Origin of the sequence: Sphingobacterium sp. UBA5639, assembly GCF_002421245.1 — a bacterium.
GTDB lineage: Bacteria > Bacteroidota > Bacteroidia > Sphingobacteriales > Sphingobacteriaceae > Sphingobacterium > Sphingobacterium multivorum.
The window spans coordinates 1-16,796 of sequence record NZ_DIJR01000022.1; the positions used below are offsets into that span (position 1 = coordinate 1).

Annotated in this window: 9 protein-coding genes; all 9 read right to left on the reverse strand. The window is 42.2% G+C overall.

The genetic code is table 11. The annotated features are described in order from the left end of the window. Window positions 1–333: 333 nt before the first annotated feature. The 9 genes from B4Z90_RS13340 to B4Z90_RS13380 all read right to left on the reverse strand — a co-directional run bounded on the left by B4Z90_RS13340 (window position 334) and on the right by B4Z90_RS13380 (window position 16,739). A complete protein-coding gene (locus B4Z90_RS13340) occupies window positions 334–1,677 on the reverse strand; it encodes a BT_3987 domain-containing protein (RefSeq protein WP_286709846.1) in 1,344 nt (447 codons plus the stop codon). A 25-nt stretch (window positions 1,678–1,702) separates the two neighbouring features. Further along, the gene (locus B4Z90_RS13345; protein ID WP_115046354.1) at window positions 1,703–3,541 is read right to left on the reverse strand and encodes a RagB/SusD family nutrient uptake outer membrane protein; all 1,839 of its coding nucleotides are present in this window, start codon (window positions 3,539–3,541) and stop codon (window positions 1,703–1,705) included. 14 nt (window positions 3,542–3,555) lie between these two features. Further along, on the reverse strand, window positions 3,556–6,873 hold the full coding sequence (locus tag B4Z90_RS13350) for a TonB-dependent receptor (protein ID WP_286802488.1): 3,318 nt from the start codon (window positions 6,871–6,873) through the stop codon (window positions 3,556–3,558). Between the two features lie 180 nt (window positions 6,874–7,053). After that, complete coding sequence (locus B4Z90_RS13355; RefSeq protein ID WP_286709844.1) at window positions 7,054–8,226, reverse strand: FecR family protein; 1,173 nt, start codon at window positions 8,224–8,226, stop codon at window positions 7,054–7,056. A 204-nt stretch (window positions 8,227–8,430) separates the two neighbouring features. Further along, window positions 8,431–9,009 (reverse strand): RNA polymerase sigma factor, encoded by a 579-nt coding sequence (locus B4Z90_RS13360; RefSeq protein ID WP_112375096.1) that lies wholly within the window; start codon window positions 9,007–9,009, stop codon window positions 8,431–8,433. 131 nt (window positions 9,010–9,140) lie between these two features. Further along, entirely contained in the window at window positions 9,141–11,924 is a 2,784-nt protein-coding gene (locus B4Z90_RS13365) for a sugar-binding domain-containing protein (RefSeq protein ID WP_286777059.1), read from the reverse strand. A 6-nt stretch (window positions 11,925–11,930) separates the two neighbouring features. Further along, the gene (locus B4Z90_RS13370) at window positions 11,931–15,053 is read right to left on the reverse strand and encodes a DUF5107 domain-containing protein (RefSeq protein ID WP_286802512.1); all 3,123 of its coding nucleotides are present in this window, start codon (window positions 15,051–15,053) and stop codon (window positions 11,931–11,933) included. Between the two features lie 9 nt (window positions 15,054–15,062). Then, on the reverse strand, window positions 15,063–15,299 hold the full coding sequence (locus B4Z90_RS13375; RefSeq protein WP_286777058.1) for a hypothetical protein: 237 nt from the start codon (window positions 15,297–15,299) through the stop codon (window positions 15,063–15,065). Window positions 15,300–15,362: 63 nt separating this feature from the next. After that, window positions 15,363–16,739, reverse strand: coding sequence for a sugar porter family MFS transporter (locus tag B4Z90_RS13380; protein ID WP_286777057.1), 1,377 nt, complete (start codon window positions 16,737–16,739; stop codon window positions 15,363–15,365). Window positions 16,740–16,796 lie beyond the last annotated feature (57 nt).

Below are 16,796 nucleotides of genomic sequence, written 5' to 3' on the forward strand. Positions count from 1 at the left end.
CCCCAAACTTTCGGTATGATCCGTTTATTGTTCCCTAGCCTCCTGAAAAACGTAGTACATATCCAGTGTTATCCTCTTCAAAAGGATACAGCCTAATCTAGTGGCCTTTCTCTTCAAAATTTCCAAGTCGCATCCCCTGTGCGAAGAACGTCAGCTCAGCTTCGCTAAACAGCAAACCAGCATAAGGAAAGTAGAAACTTCCGGTTTACGCAATTAAGCACCGTCGCACTTCAAGCAAAAAAGTCACTCCGGAAAATGGAGTGACTTTCAGATCTACCAAATTGTATATTAGACTATACTTGATGTTGTATTATAGCTAATTTCGGATGTATTTTATAATCCTTTGACATATACTTCTGCTATAGCAGATGAAGGCGGACGATTACTTGCTGTTACCGTACATTTTAAATAACGGGCCTTTGTCGTCGGAACATTCACGGCCAAAGTCGATTTGGGACTGTTTGTTCCGAAATCAATCTTCCCTATTGGAACATATGTTTTATTGTCATTACTAGTCGAGAACTCAACGACTTTTAAGTCATTATTCCATAACCTTCTTGTTAATTCAATCATCATCACATTATATTCCTTTCCAAAATCTATTATGACATAATGCGGTAATGGGGGTTCTCCTCCCATCCAGACATTATGCCAGTAGGTATCGGGATTACCGTCCAATATATTTTCCTTTTCACCACCGCCAATCCATTCGGAAGAAGCCGCAATTACTTTCCAGCCACTACGGGGGATATCTGGCGGTTGAAAGGACACTGGAACCAATATTGTCGAAGCATCGGGGTTAATACCATTTTTTGAAACAGACTTAATCCGTAAAGGCAACGCATACTCCCCAAATAAATTGGTTGTTCCATCAATAAGTCCTTTTTTCAGAATAGTGTATGAAAAACTCGTTTTATTCTCCTTTTCAGCAATTTTATAAGGTGCGGGTAAAAGCTGATAGGCCGCTTTTGGTAGTAATTTCAACTTCTTATCGTCTGATACCGTTCCGTTGTAATTGTCCAAAATCACGGGATCCACTTCAATTTCATAGTCAAGATTCCATTGATTGGGATAATTGGTGACCAATGTCGCTTTTCCTACGACCTGTTCAGCTCCTGTGGGGCTCAGTTTGATCTGATCAAGCTGCAGACCCGGTGAAGTGAATTCCAAAAATGGGTCTTTAACGTTAGGAATCAACAATGTCGTTGCCATTTCAGGTTTCAGCGCATGTAACACCCCTCCCTCTGCTTCAATGCGGCACGGAAGCACATATAATTCCTTATATTTTCCTTGCAGCACTTTTATGCGCTCAGTATCAAAAGCAACTGCAATATCCTGCAGATAATCCTTTTTTTCAAAGGCTAGTGTTGTATTTGCAATTTTATAGCAGTCAGCAGGAAGCAGCTTATAATTTGTCCCTTGCTGCGCGTTATAGGCTGCTAGGTACGCTTCGTCAATCTTGAAGTTTATCTTTGCTCCCTGTTGTCCAATTCCAGCCTTAACAACAGTTACATTATAATCAAATTTTCCCCAGTCAAATACCGTTATTTTATTCTCTTTGAAATCTCTGAAATAAATGGTGTCGTCGACCATGTTGTTCATTCGATCATCCTTTTGACATCCATTCATCAGGAAAAGTGTCAACAGGAGAACACAATAGGATATATAATTTCTCATCGTTTTCAGTATTATTTAATAAGTACTACCATCCATAGTTCTGTGTAATGTTGATCATCTCGCTCAGTTGCTTTTGCTGTATCGGGAAGAAATAATGTTTGGCCTGAAAACTTCGCTTTCCAGGAAAAACATCTTTGGTCCGTTCCCAAGAGGATTCATAAGAAGTTGCGGCAACATTACGGGTATAATAGGGCTCATTCATTTCTTCCTCTGCAATCATCCAGGTTCTCAGATCGGGGTAACGATGGCCTTCAAATGCCAATTCGACCATTCTTTCTTTTCGCAGCAATACCCGCAGGAGTTCTTTATTTCCCCGAACCTCTGGATAAGCAACTTCCAAGTCGTTCAAGCCGCTCCGTTTACGTACCAGGTTGATATATTTTAACGCCTCCACTTCATCACGAGCAGGTTTTTCATTGCAAGCCTCCGCGTAGTTTAGATAGATCTCAGCCAGACGATAATATGGCCATGCAAACTGCCCCCAGTTACCTGCTTCGATGTCATTTGTTGGATCACTCATTCTCCGCCACAAGTAACCTGACTTTACGCAGTCCCCTGTTTTCGTATACGAAGATGTTCCGCCGTCAAAGAATGTCACCTGTCTGGGTTGAGGTTTTGGATTGGTCCAATACATTCCATTTGCCAAAATGGATGCGTAGAAACGTGCATCCCTTCCGACACAACTGTTGTGCGCCTTAAAGGAGGCAAAATTGTCTAACGGATGTACATAGTTATCTGTAAATCCCGTTTCTTGGTATCCTGATTTTTCATCAATTATAGGCTGTCCATTACTACTGTAACCTGTAATCGGGTAGCGTCCTGAACTTGCCATCGGATAGCTGTCGACCAGTTTTAGCGAAGGTGCATAACCGCCCCAGCCCATCGTCACAACTCGCGGTGGAGCTGTACGGACGTTATAATTGAAGCCGTCATCAGACCATCTTCCCCAAATAATTTCCGAATTCCACTTATCAAAATAAATACCCATGTAGGATTTAATTGCACGTCGAAAAGAGTTCGTCTCTTTGTTATCTTGGTAAAGTGCATACACATTCAGGTCAATCAACGCTTTGGCAGATTTGGCCGCAAGCTCCCATTTATTGGGATCTGCGGTTTGTGGAAATAAGAATTCACCGCTTTTATTCCTTATCCCTATATAAAGTTTCGCTCCGTTAAATAGCGGCCTAGCCATATACAGCAGTAATTCAGATTTTGCGGCCATCACAGCCCCTTTTGTCAATCGACCATACCAGGCTTGATCAGTTATTTCCTGTGGCAATACGGCACTTGCTTTATCAAATTCAGAAACTATGAAATCCACATTTGTCTGCAAAGACATACGATCTACTGTTGTTGGATCAATTTTACTATCGGGAGCACGATCGCCCCATACAAATACAGGTCCATATCTTTTTAAAAGCAGATAATAAAAATAGGCTCTTAAAAAACGGGCTTCGGCTTTCATAATATCTTTAGTAGCAGCACTCAATTCCACATTTCTATCAATATTTTCAATGAAAATGGTTGCCTGATTAATCCCTTTATAATTCTGTTCCCAAGTTGTATAATCCTGGGTTGTCACGCCCCATGCCCCATTCGCAAAGTTAAGCCATGGAACCCAGGCTACCCATGAAAATAAGGCTTCATCACTCAGCGGAACATTTCCGCCTTCACCATTGAACATATCATGTTCTATAGGCAAATAGCCATACACCTGAGCCAGATACTGTTCCGTGGTTTTCCGTTTATTAAAAACCTCTTCTAAAGTCATTTGATTTTCTAGATCCACGTCGAGATATTTGCTACATGCCCCGAGGGAAAATACCAGTAATAGGCAGGAAATCGAGTATATATACTTTTTCATTATTATCTTTCAGATTAAAGTGTTACACTTAAACCAACATTAAATACACGCATTTGGGGATAGCTGCTTCCTGAAACTGTTTCCAGTTCAGGATCCCACAACTTGAACTTACTGAATGTGAACACATTTACGCCTTGTGCATAAATACGCACGATTGACATTTTCCATTTTTCCGTGAGCTGCTTTGGCAACGTATAGCCCAATTCTAGATTCTTCAAACGGATAAAGCTCATATCGCGTTGCCATAAAGTGGAAGCCTGAGAGTTATTGGCAATATTAAATGAGAGCCGTGGATAAGTTGCATTTGGATTAGGGTTGTCTGCACTCCAGCGGTGATCAGCGACATCCGAATAGATCTGTCCATAGCCCCAGATGTTGCCAGTCTGACCATATAGAGGTCCTCCCGCTATAATCCGGGATATTTGTCCAACGCCATGGAAAAAAGCCGATAGATCAAATCCTTTCCAAGATACACTGGCGCCAAATCCATAATTCCATTGCGGCATATCTGTATCACCTATCGCTACTTTGTCTTCTTCTGTAATTTCGCCGTCTCCATTGATGTCCCGATATTTTACATCACCGGGACGTATCACATCGCCATAGCGTTGAATCGGGCTATGCGCGATTTCCTCTTCTGACTCAAACAGCCCCAAAGCAATTAATCCGCGCTGTTGTCCCCAGCGTTGTCCTATTTCAGACTGATATGCCCATCTTGGAATCGGCTTGTCATCAAATAATTTTTTATTTCGATTGTAAGTTAGATTACCCCGGACCTGTATGCCGACTTCTCCCTGGCGATGATTAAATTCCAAGGATCCTTCGGCCCCTTTATTTTGCATCTGTCCAATATTAACATAGGGTTTTACATTAATTCCCACGATGGAAGGCACACTTTCCTGAAGAATGTAAATTCCATCACGTTTCTCCGCAAAATAATCGGCCTGTATGGTCAATTTGTTGAAAATGCTTAACTCAAGCCCGATATTACGCTTTAATGCACTTTCCCAGGCAACCAGTGGATTCCCTGGATAACCGGTTGCTATACCCTGAAGATAATTTTTGCCACCAATGCCGAAAGAATAGCCACCATCGAGCTTCATTTCTGAATTGTAAGCAAATCGACGTGAACCACCGATTTTATCGCTACCAATCCGACCAATTGATCCCCGAATTTTCAGAAAGTTAACGACAGGCAATAGCGACTTAAAGAACGCTTCATTACTAATAACATAGCCCATAGCCAGGGAAGGAAAGAAACCAAAACGTTTCTTTGGCGCAAAGTTCTCAGATCCATTGTAGCCAAAGTTACCTTCGATAAAATAGCGGTCCTGGTAGGAATAGGTCAAACGTGAAGCAATCCCCGTATTACGATAGGGGAATGCTGCGATATAATCCCGTTCTGGAAAGTTATTTGTCCGCTCGCGCATGGAGAATAAAAATAGTCCTCCGACGCGATGCTTGTTTCCAAACAACTGGTCATACATCAGGGAACTTTCAAAATTAGTCGCACGCTCTCCCGAATGATAGTCGGCTAAAGCAAGATAATCGCTGCCATTACCGTTATCTTTTAAAATAAGATTCCCTTCGCTGTCCCGCGGTTTTGTTTTGTCAACATAATAGGTGGTTGGTGCCTTTCTTTTGTCTAATGTCGAAGAGTTCTTTGCATCCCAGGAAAATTTAACATTCGCTTTTAAACCGGGAGTTATCAACTCCGAAAAATCTTGAGTGATACCAATCAACGACTGCGCATTATTCCAGAAATCCTTCGAGAATCCAGTAGTATTGAGCGAATAATAGGGATTTTGTCCTCCTTGTGGCTGTGCATAGGCGCCATTTGAAAACTGGGTAGGTGTTGCCACTGGTGTGGTGTGGAGCATAATATCATACATATCACCCAAATTTACACCTAATAGGTTTTTTGTTTCGTATTGATTGGAGAGGTTTAGGTTTACTTCAGTCGATCGAGACAGTCTAATATCAACATTCGATCTAAAATTAATCCGGTCGAAATTCACAGATGGATCATAATTCGATGTTTTTCGAGGCTGAAAGATCCCATTCTCTTTCATATAAGAACCCGAAACGTAATATTTAATAAAATCTCCTCCTCCAGTCACATTTACATTCAAACGTTCATTTGATGTTCTCTTTTTAAAGATCTCTTGCATCCAATCCACATTTGGATAGACATCTGGATCTACTTTATTCACATATTTATTTATCTCTTCTTGTGTCAATGGGGCTTTTCCAGAAGCTTCAAAATTGATATCGTTATAATAATCTAACCATTGAGCAGCATTTGCCAATTTCGGTAGGACAACAGGTTCCAACATACCGCGCTCAACACGTGCATTGATACTCGGTTTAACACTTTTCTTTCCCCTTTTTGTTGTAATGATCACAATACCATTTGCTCCCCTTACGCCATACACGGCTGTGGCAGTTGCATCTTTCAAGACAGAGAATGACTCGACATCCTCGGGGTCTACGAGGTCCATGGGACGTTCGATCCCATCCACCAATACCAGTGGACCGGTCCCCCCCGCAAAACTGCTCACCCCACGTATCCAAAATGACGTTGCAGAGCCGGGCTCTCCCGAACCTTGAACCGTAACAACGCCCGCCATCTGTCCCGCCAATGCGCTGCTGATCTTAGCAACGGGAGTTTTTAATTGTTGCGGGGAAACGCTACTAATTGCACCCACTACGCTAATTTTACGTTGCTTTCCATAAGCAACAACTACAGCTTCCTCCAGATCGCTTACCGCAGGCTCCAAAGTGATCTTCAGCTGATTTGACGCACTAATATTCCGCTCAAACGACTGAAATCCTACGAGCGAAAACTGCAGCACCTTATGCTGATCTTCAATTTCCAAGGCAAATTGCCCCTGCGCATCGGTCTTCGTTCCAATAGTTGTCCCCTTAACCGAAACCGTGACACTTTCCAATGGCGCTCCCTTCGTATCAGACACAACTCCTGTTATTCTACGCCGCTGCAAGAACACCGCGGTGCTGGAAGCAACTTGCGGAGAACCCACTTTGGCCATAATCAATACCGTGTTCAGATTCAATTCGTAAGTCAGGTTTCTTTCCGACAGAAACTCTTGTAGGACCTCTTTAAAGTTTTTGTGATTTGCTTTAATAGTCACTCTTTTCTGTTTATTAATCAAACTGTTATTGTACAAAAACTCGTACCCCGTTTGTTTTTGAATCTCATCCAGGACGTCCACCAAACGTCCATTTTTTATATCCAATGTCACTTGTTGACCAAAGCTAGATGCATGAACATGCACCATGGAGATGATGAGGATTAGTATGCATACTTTCATCCTGATAAATGCTTTTACAAAGAATTTTTGTGTAAAAAAGCAACTTTTGCTATTCCTTTTATACATTTGTATAGGTTTGGTGTTAAATGGTTTATAACTCAATTAGGTTTATTTAATTGCTAAACTACGATCGGGAGTGTTGCGAGCACTTCCGATTACTTTTAGCTCAAAGTCTCATTGTTACATAACAAGGACCCTCCCATCCTGAATTTTAAATTTATAATTGGATATTTTTTCCAGCTGCCGGAGTAAATCCGAGAGCTTTTTGGTCCGCTTTATCATCCCCGTAAATTTATCGGTGGACGATGAATTCACCTTCACTTCTTTGATATCATACCATTCGCCCACTTTTTGCAAGACAGTCTCGATATTATCTTCTGTAAAGCGGAAGAAGCCATCCCGCCAAGCGAGAACCTCTTTTAGGTCGGCTTCCTGTACGGAAATTTGTTTCGTATGCAGATTGGTTTGTGCTTGCATTCCAGGGCTTAAAATCTGCTGATTATGCCCCGCACTTACAGCAACCTTACCTTTGATTAAAGTGGTCAGGATTTTAGTTTTGCTGAGATCAGAGGCAATATTGAATTGTGTTCCCAACACTTTGACCTGGGTTTGTTTCGTCTGAACAATAAATGGTTTTCTATTGTCATGAGTGACATCAAAATAAGCTTCACCATCCAAGAATACCGTTCGGGTATGTTCATCAAAATGTGTTGGATAGGTCAAGCTCGCGCCCGAGTTTAGTTGAACCTGTGTGCCATCAACCAACTTCACGGTCAATGCGCTACCTTTTGGACTCAGGAAAGTTCTCATCTCAGATTTGCCCTCGACATTATTTTTAACTTGATATACCACTGTACCATCTGTTGCTTTAATGATGCTCAGACCGTTTTTATCCAAGGTTTCAGGATGATCTTCTGAAATTGAATATTGGTCACCATTGGAAAGTTTAAGTATAGGCGCACAGTTTTCTGGCAAGGCGATTTCCCTTGGTGAGACGGCTTGTTGAGAAGTTCCTTCCTTCGCGCTTTGTTGGACCAGAAACAGAATTGAAAAACAAAAGACAACAATTGCGGCAGCAATCCCCCCCCATTTGATGTAGCGCAGCTTTGATTTTCTTCCATCTCCTATCTCTTTATGATGTCCGCCTATTCGACTTGAGATCTGATTTAAAACCTGATCCCTGTTAAATAGCTCCGAGCGTTCAGGAACTCTTTCGCCCATACGTTCAAAAAGATCGGAGAACTCAGCTTCTTCCAGCTGATCTAATTGATCGAGCATCTCTTTCAATTCCGAACGAGAGATTGTATTCCTAAAATAATGGGTTAGCAAATAGCGTAGTCTTTCTTCTTGCATGGTCAAATTGGTTCGTACTTTCTAAGTATTTATTTCAGTACACCGCAAAAACAGAAAAGGACTACAGGAAGAGATATTTTTTTTATTTTTTTTTAGATCCTTATGAAATTGTTATAGGTATAAAATTTCCAATGGAACTTCAGTCCAACTGTTTAGCATATCGATAAGCAGTTGGGAGGATTCCATCAATCCATGAAATCCTTTTCAAAAAAAATAGAAAAATAAGGATAATAGCCGATTTCGTCCAGAACGGACTTGTTTTAAATGTTTCGATGCTCTCGCAAGATGGTTTTTTACTGTGTTCTTAGAAAGATTGAGTTCCGCTGCGATTTGATTGTGGGGTATTCCTTCAATTCGGCTTAATGTAAAAACAAGTTTTTGTTGTTCAGGAAGTTGAGCAAGGTAATTTTCTATTTCATCGGCAAGTTCCTTTCGTTCTATTAAACCATCGGCCCTATCCGAATGATGTTCAATATGGTAATATAGAAGCTCAAAGGCCGAATGAGAACGTTTGATGCTTCTTAGTTTATTGAGACACTCTCTTTTAGTCAATACATAGAGGAACGGCCAGAGATCCACATCCTGTTTTATAGTTTCTCTATTGGTCCACAGTTTCACGAAAACTTCCTGCACAACATCCTCGCTCCAACCTGTATCTTTAAGCAAGTGAAAAGATACATCGAAAATGCGGTCTGCATATCGTTCGTAAAGTTTTGGTAAAACAGCCTGCTTCCCTATAGAGAGCGCTTGGATCAAATTGGCTTCATCATTTTCTTTTCTCATAACTAAAGCTCCCAATCTTCAGTTTATTGGTCATTGTGCTTTTCAGGTAACAATTAGATTACAAGGCCAAGTTAACAATTATTTCTACATATTAATCAAGCATATTAAATTTTTCCAAAGCGATCTTATCGTTAATAGATCGCTTTAGGTTCGGATTTTTCCTGTGCTTCTTTGTAGCGTAATACCTGCGATAGTATAGCTGGATTTTCGATCACTTTAGGCCTAAACTTTGTACTGTTCATATACGTTAAGATAGAGCCCAACAGCTGTCTTGCAACGGGTCTGTTGGCTAGATCTGCCTCCAGATCAAACGAAGCAATCATCAGTTTGCCCGCTCCGACTGTCCCTTCAAAAAGAGATGCTAATCTCCTATTATTAGCAAAGTTGTCAATGAGCTCTACAATTGCATTTCCGCCTTTGATCTCATCCGTAATTAGCGTAGTCGATTTAATTTGGAGATCCCACCATTGCCAGTCTGTGTGATTATCTGTTGGGAAATCGGCAAATACAGGGTGTTTAGGGTCACAAAGCAATCCCATGGTACCGGCCTGTTTTGGAAAATGTACGGGGCTCCAAAAAACAGGAACGAACTTCCCTTCAATACCGTTTATTTTCTTCCAATCGGGATTTAAAAGCACCTTTTTCCCATCTTTCAGCAAGCGCATCGCTTCCGCCAGATCGCGCGTATAACTCACGTCCCCAAAATCAACAGCGAGCTGTTGAGGGTATACCCAAATATTCCAATGATTTTCATAGGATGTACCTTCCAGTTTAAGTTGAATCGTCAATTTCTTCGCCTGTCCAATTGCTTGTAATGGCACTTCTAAATGCCCCACATGCCCTTGATGTCCCTTTCCAATGGTCGACTGGAAATGTCCTTGTTCGATTATTTTCCCCCCATCCTTCAGGAACCAGCTAATCCCCTGATTCTTCAAAACCTCTTGGCCGTAATTACTCACATCGATAGAAGCTTCGAACGTTTCATTGTTGGTATATACAGCTTTCGCAAACTGGAGCAAAGGCACTACTGGAGCGCTAAATTGTCGAAATTCTGCCGCAGGAAGTATATCTTTACTGTCCCAAAAAGCATCTAATAAGCCTACCAGCGCCGTTCCCTGACCAGGGAAATCGTGAAGATCAAGGAGCTGATACCCGCTGATACCAGGTGTCTTCAACGCTCTTTCCATCTCCTCCTTATATAGAATAGCAGCCAATTTTCCTGAAGACATCGTATATGCTTTGGCCTTATGTAATAATCCCTTTTGTTTCAGATCTTCTGCTACAGAAATGAAGTTTAGCGGTTTTAAAACACCTTTATATTTTTTGATTTCGGCGAGATTTGGATAGACAGCATATTGTCCAATTTCATGCGTCACGACCGGAATCGAAATTCCTTCCAAAGAATTGCTGTAATTTTTATTTAATGTGGGTGCTTCGCTATTAAATACACCTTGTCCCCGTACCCAGCCCTTAGCTGTCCACTGGGTAATCAGATAATCATCATAAGGTTCTTCCTTCACACCATGCCCTTGCTGGAATGTAAAAGAAGTTGCCGTATAAAGATGCCGTCTGTCTTTCTGCTTTAGGTGTTTTACCAAAGTATTCAGCGCATTGAAATCACCACTCAACTCATTACCCATACTCCAAAAACAAAAGGACGGATGATTTCCGTAAGTCTGCATTATTCGATCGGCCTCTTCATAGAGAAAACTCATCACTCCTTCATCTTTACCAATATTATTCTCCCAGATTGGCAACTCAATTTGAAGATAGAATCCCAATTCGTCGGCAACAGCAAAGGCCGCCTCCGGAGGACACCATGAATGAAACCGGAGATGATTTAGTCCCCATTCGCGCGCTGTCAGAAAGACTTTCCGCCAACCGGCCTTATCCATTGGCGGATGTCCCGTTAACGGGAAAATACTGCATTCCAATGTTCCTCTCAAAAATAAAGGCTCACCATTGACTTTTAGGATTGTCCCATCAGTAGAAAGCTCACGCATACCTATTGAGGTACACAACGTTGATACGGCATCTGCAGCTTCCAATTCCAGACCGATGTCATACAAATGCGGCGAAAATTCGCTCCAAAGTTTCAGTCTATCCCCAAGAAGGTAGCTTAGGTTGATCGTTGAATCCCCTGGCGAGAGCTGAATAGTTTTTTCAACCGGTGGTAGGGAACCCCTATTGTCTTTTACCGCTATTTTCAGTTTACCGACAATGCCTTTTGCTAGTTTATTACGGAGATTGATCTGCAGATTGATTTCCTTCTTCGCTAGTTTAGGGCTAGCGTACACCGACTTCAGACGCACCGCATCATAGGCCTGAATAGCAATCTTTCCAAGAATACCATTCCAGATAATTTGGGTGTGATCGGTATAAGCATGCGCCATATCATCAACGCTGATTGGAAGCTTCTTTCTGTTATCTACGCGGATTGTCAACCGATGTTTCTTCCCAGTTTTCAGAAGTGAGCTTAGGTCAAACTCATGCGGACTGACAAGGCTACGTTGCTTTTGTACCACTGCTACCCCGTCGATCCAAACCATGGACTCCCAAAGAACACGCTCGAGGGTTAAGATCATCTCCTTACCAGCCCAACCTGCCGGAATTGAAAGTTCCCGCGTATACCATGCTGCCCCAACATAACGATGTGCTCGCGTTAAATGCGAAAGCTGAGGTTTGGCAAGAGCAGGTGTCAACGTATTTAAGGTTCCTAAACCCGCATCATCTGTTGTTCCTGGTAATTTGATCGATGTTTCGAACGATTTACCAGCCCAGCCCTGCTCGATACCGACATCTTCGGGATCAAGCCGAACTTTCCACTCACCTGCAAGGTCAAGCCGATTTAGTCCATCTGCCGAGACCATGTAACTTTGAAATAGAATGACGAATACTATGATATAGCGATACATACGAAATTAATTCTTTAAAGAAGTTTCACCTAAGAAAGAATGCATGATAGCCTGGCTCCCCTGGTGATTGGGATCCAACTGCCGAACTTGTGCAAAATAATCCATTGCCAGAGCACGATCCCCATTCCCCAAATACCCCAATCCCATGACATACAGACAATGTATTTTATTCTTATCATCCAGATTTTCCTCCCAAATATCCATATCAGGTAAGGAAACTGCAAAATAATCTATTTTAAAGGGCTTGTCAATAAATAACTTTCCATGATCTATTAAACATTGAAAACGTTGCTCAGCTCGCCCTGGATCACCAAGCTCATGCCAGGCTAAACCTTGATAGAATATCTTATCTGGTTGTGGATCATTATAGAAAAGGGCTTGCTGGGGTTCATCAGCACCTTCTGTTGCTTTATAGAAATAAACCTTAGCTTCTTCTTCCCGACCCAATAAACGATAGACAAGCCCTTTATAATAGTGAATGTCGTTTTGCTCCATGGTAATCAGCTTACCTTCACCAAGATTATGTGGATAATAATCAATTGCCTCTAGCAAGGAAAGCGCCTGCTGCGGTTCATTTTGCAATATCGATTTTTTGGCCAATTCCAGCTGACATATCGTGTATTGACGAGAGACCTTACCTTCTCCTCCTTCCCAGGGCTTAAACTGCCGGGAAGCAAGCAACGTTTTCGCGCGCTCGTATTCGCCCAACAGATTAAACAGGGTGATCCGCTCCAAGAATAGATCATCTCTAAGCGTCACCAAATTTGGATATCGATCGAGTAACGCCAACCTCTCTTTGTAAGGACGGCCCTCCTTTTTGTAAAGCTGATGAAGCTCCATGAGTAAACGTGCATCAGTTTCATCCAATGAAAATGCCTGCTCCAATAAAGTCACGGCTTCCTTCTTCTTACCTATCCGATTATAATAAGCTAAAGCCAAATTGCGAAAAACGGTAGGAAACTCTCCATCCAATTGGATCGCATGCTCCCAACAGTCTGCCGCATCCTGATGCTGTCTTTTTCCATACCAAAGATTGCCCAAATAATACGAGGCTTTTGCGTCAGCACTATTTAAACCGATGGCATGTCGGAGAATTGCAATCTCTTCCAAACGATTTGGAAAACAATAGGTAGGATCCATAGTCATGGCCTGATCACAGTAACTCTTTGCCCTGTCGCGCAAGCCTAACTGGGTCGCAAAATAACCTAGTGTATAATATACCATAGGGTATACTAAGCTTACGTCTTCAATGGTTTTTTCCAGCAGTAACGATGCTTCTTCATACAGACTGGCATGCGCAAAATCCAATGCGTACTCAATCACACTATGAATATTTACACGCGCTAAATCGAGAATAGGAGAAAAAATGGATTCTTCTTTATTTAACAGGTACCATTCGAATCGACAGCCCATATTAAAGGGATCCAATTCCATTGATTCCTGAATAAATGCTAAAGCGGCATCTTTTACCCCAAGTTTTCTTAAAATAGAGGCCTTCAGCTGTCGTCCTTTGTGGTGATACCAGTTTCGGCTCAATGAGTGATCTATTTTTTCCAAAGCAGCTTTCCAATCGCCTCTCTTTGCATCAATTTGTGCCAAACCAAAATAGCCAGAGTCCTTCCAGGCTGCATTCCATGTTGCTTTGTAGAAAGCTGAATAAGCTCCATTCAAATCCCCAGATAGTTGCAGAGCTACACCTAGGTTGTAATAAGGTTCTCCATCATAAGGATTGGGATTACGCTCCGTAGCGCGTGCGATAGCGGTCTCAAAATAAGGAATAGACTCCTTTATCTTACCGCTTCGCAACAAGAAAACACCCATTGCATTATTACATCGGATATCGTTCGGTTCACGTCGCAGCGCTTCCTTATAATAATCCAATGGATTATAAGTTGCATGTCGGTACTGTTCCAAATGCTGTCCCGTCAAAAACAATTCTTCGATAGAGCAAATATCTTCGGGTAGCAATGCTGCCTGTGCTGGTTTGGGTATGTCTTTAGCATCCTTTGCCTCCTCTTGCTGGTAGAACAATATTTCATGGTTATTTTTATCGTACACAGTCAATAGGAGTTCGGCTGGTACACTGTCCAACCCAGCAACACGTTGGGTATAAATATTCCGAGGAGAACAGTCCGTTTGTTCGTCCAAATAGATTTTACCTGCCGTATTGCGTAACAAAATACGTATACCTTCATACGTCCCCGTTGTATATAAGACAATGCGAGCGGTCTGCTCCCTAACCTCCATATTGAGCACCACACCTTTTGTTGCATTTTTCACCTGTCCGACTTCTGCGTAAGGCATAAAATACTGAGACCAGGATTTCACTTCATAAGGTTGTAACCAAGCAAAATCAGGCTGGTTATCGGTATATACACCGGCCATCAATTCAATGTACGGTCCATTTTCATCGGTCAAATTTCTATCCCAGGCGACACCAAAATCACCATTTCCCCAGGTCCACTGTTTTTTCCCGGGTGAAATGTGATGATCGGCCACATGCAACATCCCCGCATTGGTCTCACCGGCCTCATAGCCGCCAACGAAATTGTATTTCGATTGAATGGCCATATAGGATGTCGGAACAGGAATATTCTTGTATTGTGCTATATCAACACCAGCTGAGTAGTCGTACTTGTAGTAGGTCCCCGTAGCAATCGGAAAAGAGGAAACCTCTCGCTTTCCATGATCAAAAACGGCATTGACATCGGGAGGGAAGACGGAAAAATAGTCATCATTCACAACAACAGCCGGATTGGCCCACCACAGAAAGGTTTGTGGCAATGCTGTCCGATTATATACCTGAACCTTAATTTCTAGATATGCTTTATCGGGATGCAAAGTAAATCCCTGCATGGCCTTCATCCGAAACATACGTTCGATTTCGTTGCACCAAACCGTAATGCTTCCGTCGCTATTGTGTTCGATTAAATGCTCTGTTGGCATAAAAGTAGTCGGTCGATGATGCTGTGGCCAATTAAATTCAATCCCTCCCGAAATCCAAGGGCCAGTAAGCCCTACCAGAGCCGGCTTGATCACTTCGTTATAGTATACAAAATGCCGTTCTCTGACTTTATCATAAGCCATATGAACCCGCCCACCTAAGGCTGGAAGAATCATCACCTTGATATATTCATTTTAAAGAAATAGCGCCTGATAGATCTTGTTTCGCTTCTGATCGCTAATTTTCTCTATGATTGGATAGGGATATACTACCCCTGAGCTACCTTGATATACGCGTTTTTCTGCAAATATGGGATTCTTCTCCATCGTTCCAATCTCGTATGTTGGAATAGCAACTTGCTCCTCCCATGCTTTTACGATCCCTTTTTGATCCACTGTTGATTTTATGAGGTAACGAGTCAATTCTGTCATTTTCTTAATACGCTAATAGGTTTATATAGGTCGAGTTGATTCAGTTGATTATCCGGGTGCCAATTATCCTTCCAGTTCCTGTTCAATTTCTTCTAAGCTTTTTCCTTTGGTCTCTTTCAATCGGCTCCATAGAAACAGACAACCGATAAAACAGACTCCACCATACAGCCAGAATGTACCAGCTGCTCCCAGGTTTTGATTCAGTAAAGGAAACGTATAGGTGAGCACAAAACATGCAATCCATAATAACGATGTTGCAATCGCCATGGCCTGCGCCCTTACAGCGGTAGGGAATATTTCGGCGATAATTACCCAAGTTACAGGAGCCAAGGTCATCGCATATACCGCAATTCCGGCCAGTACAAGGAGAAGCACAAAAATGCCGCTGCAATTGAAATAATAACATGCTCCTAAGGCAATATAAATCACAAAAAGGCCTGCTGATCCGAAAAGCATCAATGCGCGACGACCAATTCTATCAACCAGATACATGCCAATGAATGTAAAAATGACATTGATCACGCCAGTGATAATAATATTGAAAAGCATCCCCGAAACCGTATATCCAGCAGCTGTAAAGATTTCCTGGGCATAATTAAAAATAACATTAATCCCACACCATTGCTGAAAAACCGCAATAAAGCTTCCTAGCAACAACAACCGTAGCAGCTTCCCCTGAAATAAATTTCTCTTTCGGGATTTAGCCTGACTTAGTTCAGCCGCCTCGGCAATAGAACGTATATTTTCTGCTGCATACTCCTCTCCACCCATGCGTAAAAACACACGTTTTGCCTGTTCGTGCTTCCCTTTTGTATATAACCAGCGCGGACTTTCAGGAATCAGGAAAAGTAGAAATAAAAAAATAACCGCCGGGATCGCTCCTGCCCAAAACATCCATCTCCACCCCTCTTGCGCATTCCAGGTTTCTAGCATAGATTCTCCGGCTAAAACCGGCTTTGCAATGAGCCAATTGACCACTTGTGCTGCAAGGATGCCCAGTACAATGGTCAACTGATTGATCGATACAAATTTCCCTCGACTTTCTGCGGGGGCGATCTCAGCAATATACATCGGTGCCAAATTGGAGGCTACACCAATACCTATCCCGCCCAAAATCCGATAGATAATAAAAGTGTCCAGTTCGGACGCCATACCGGTTCCCACTGCAGACATTATAAATAAAATTGCAGCAGTATAAATCAGCGGTTTTCTGCCATAGCGATCGGCCAATCCCCCCGAGAGTAGTACACCAACGAAGCTTCCCACAATCGCCGAAGACATGGCCCAGCCCTGCAATGCAGGATCGGACTCCAAATGAAAATAAGCCTCGTAAAATGGCTTTGCACCACCAATAACTACCCAATCATACCCAAATAGAAATCCACCGATAGCAGCCACAAAAGTGATCAATAGCAGATAGGTCGTCGCAGTCTTTTGCATAAGAGTTTACATATTTAGATTTACTTAGGTAAAATTAATGGAATACTTGGGGAGAAT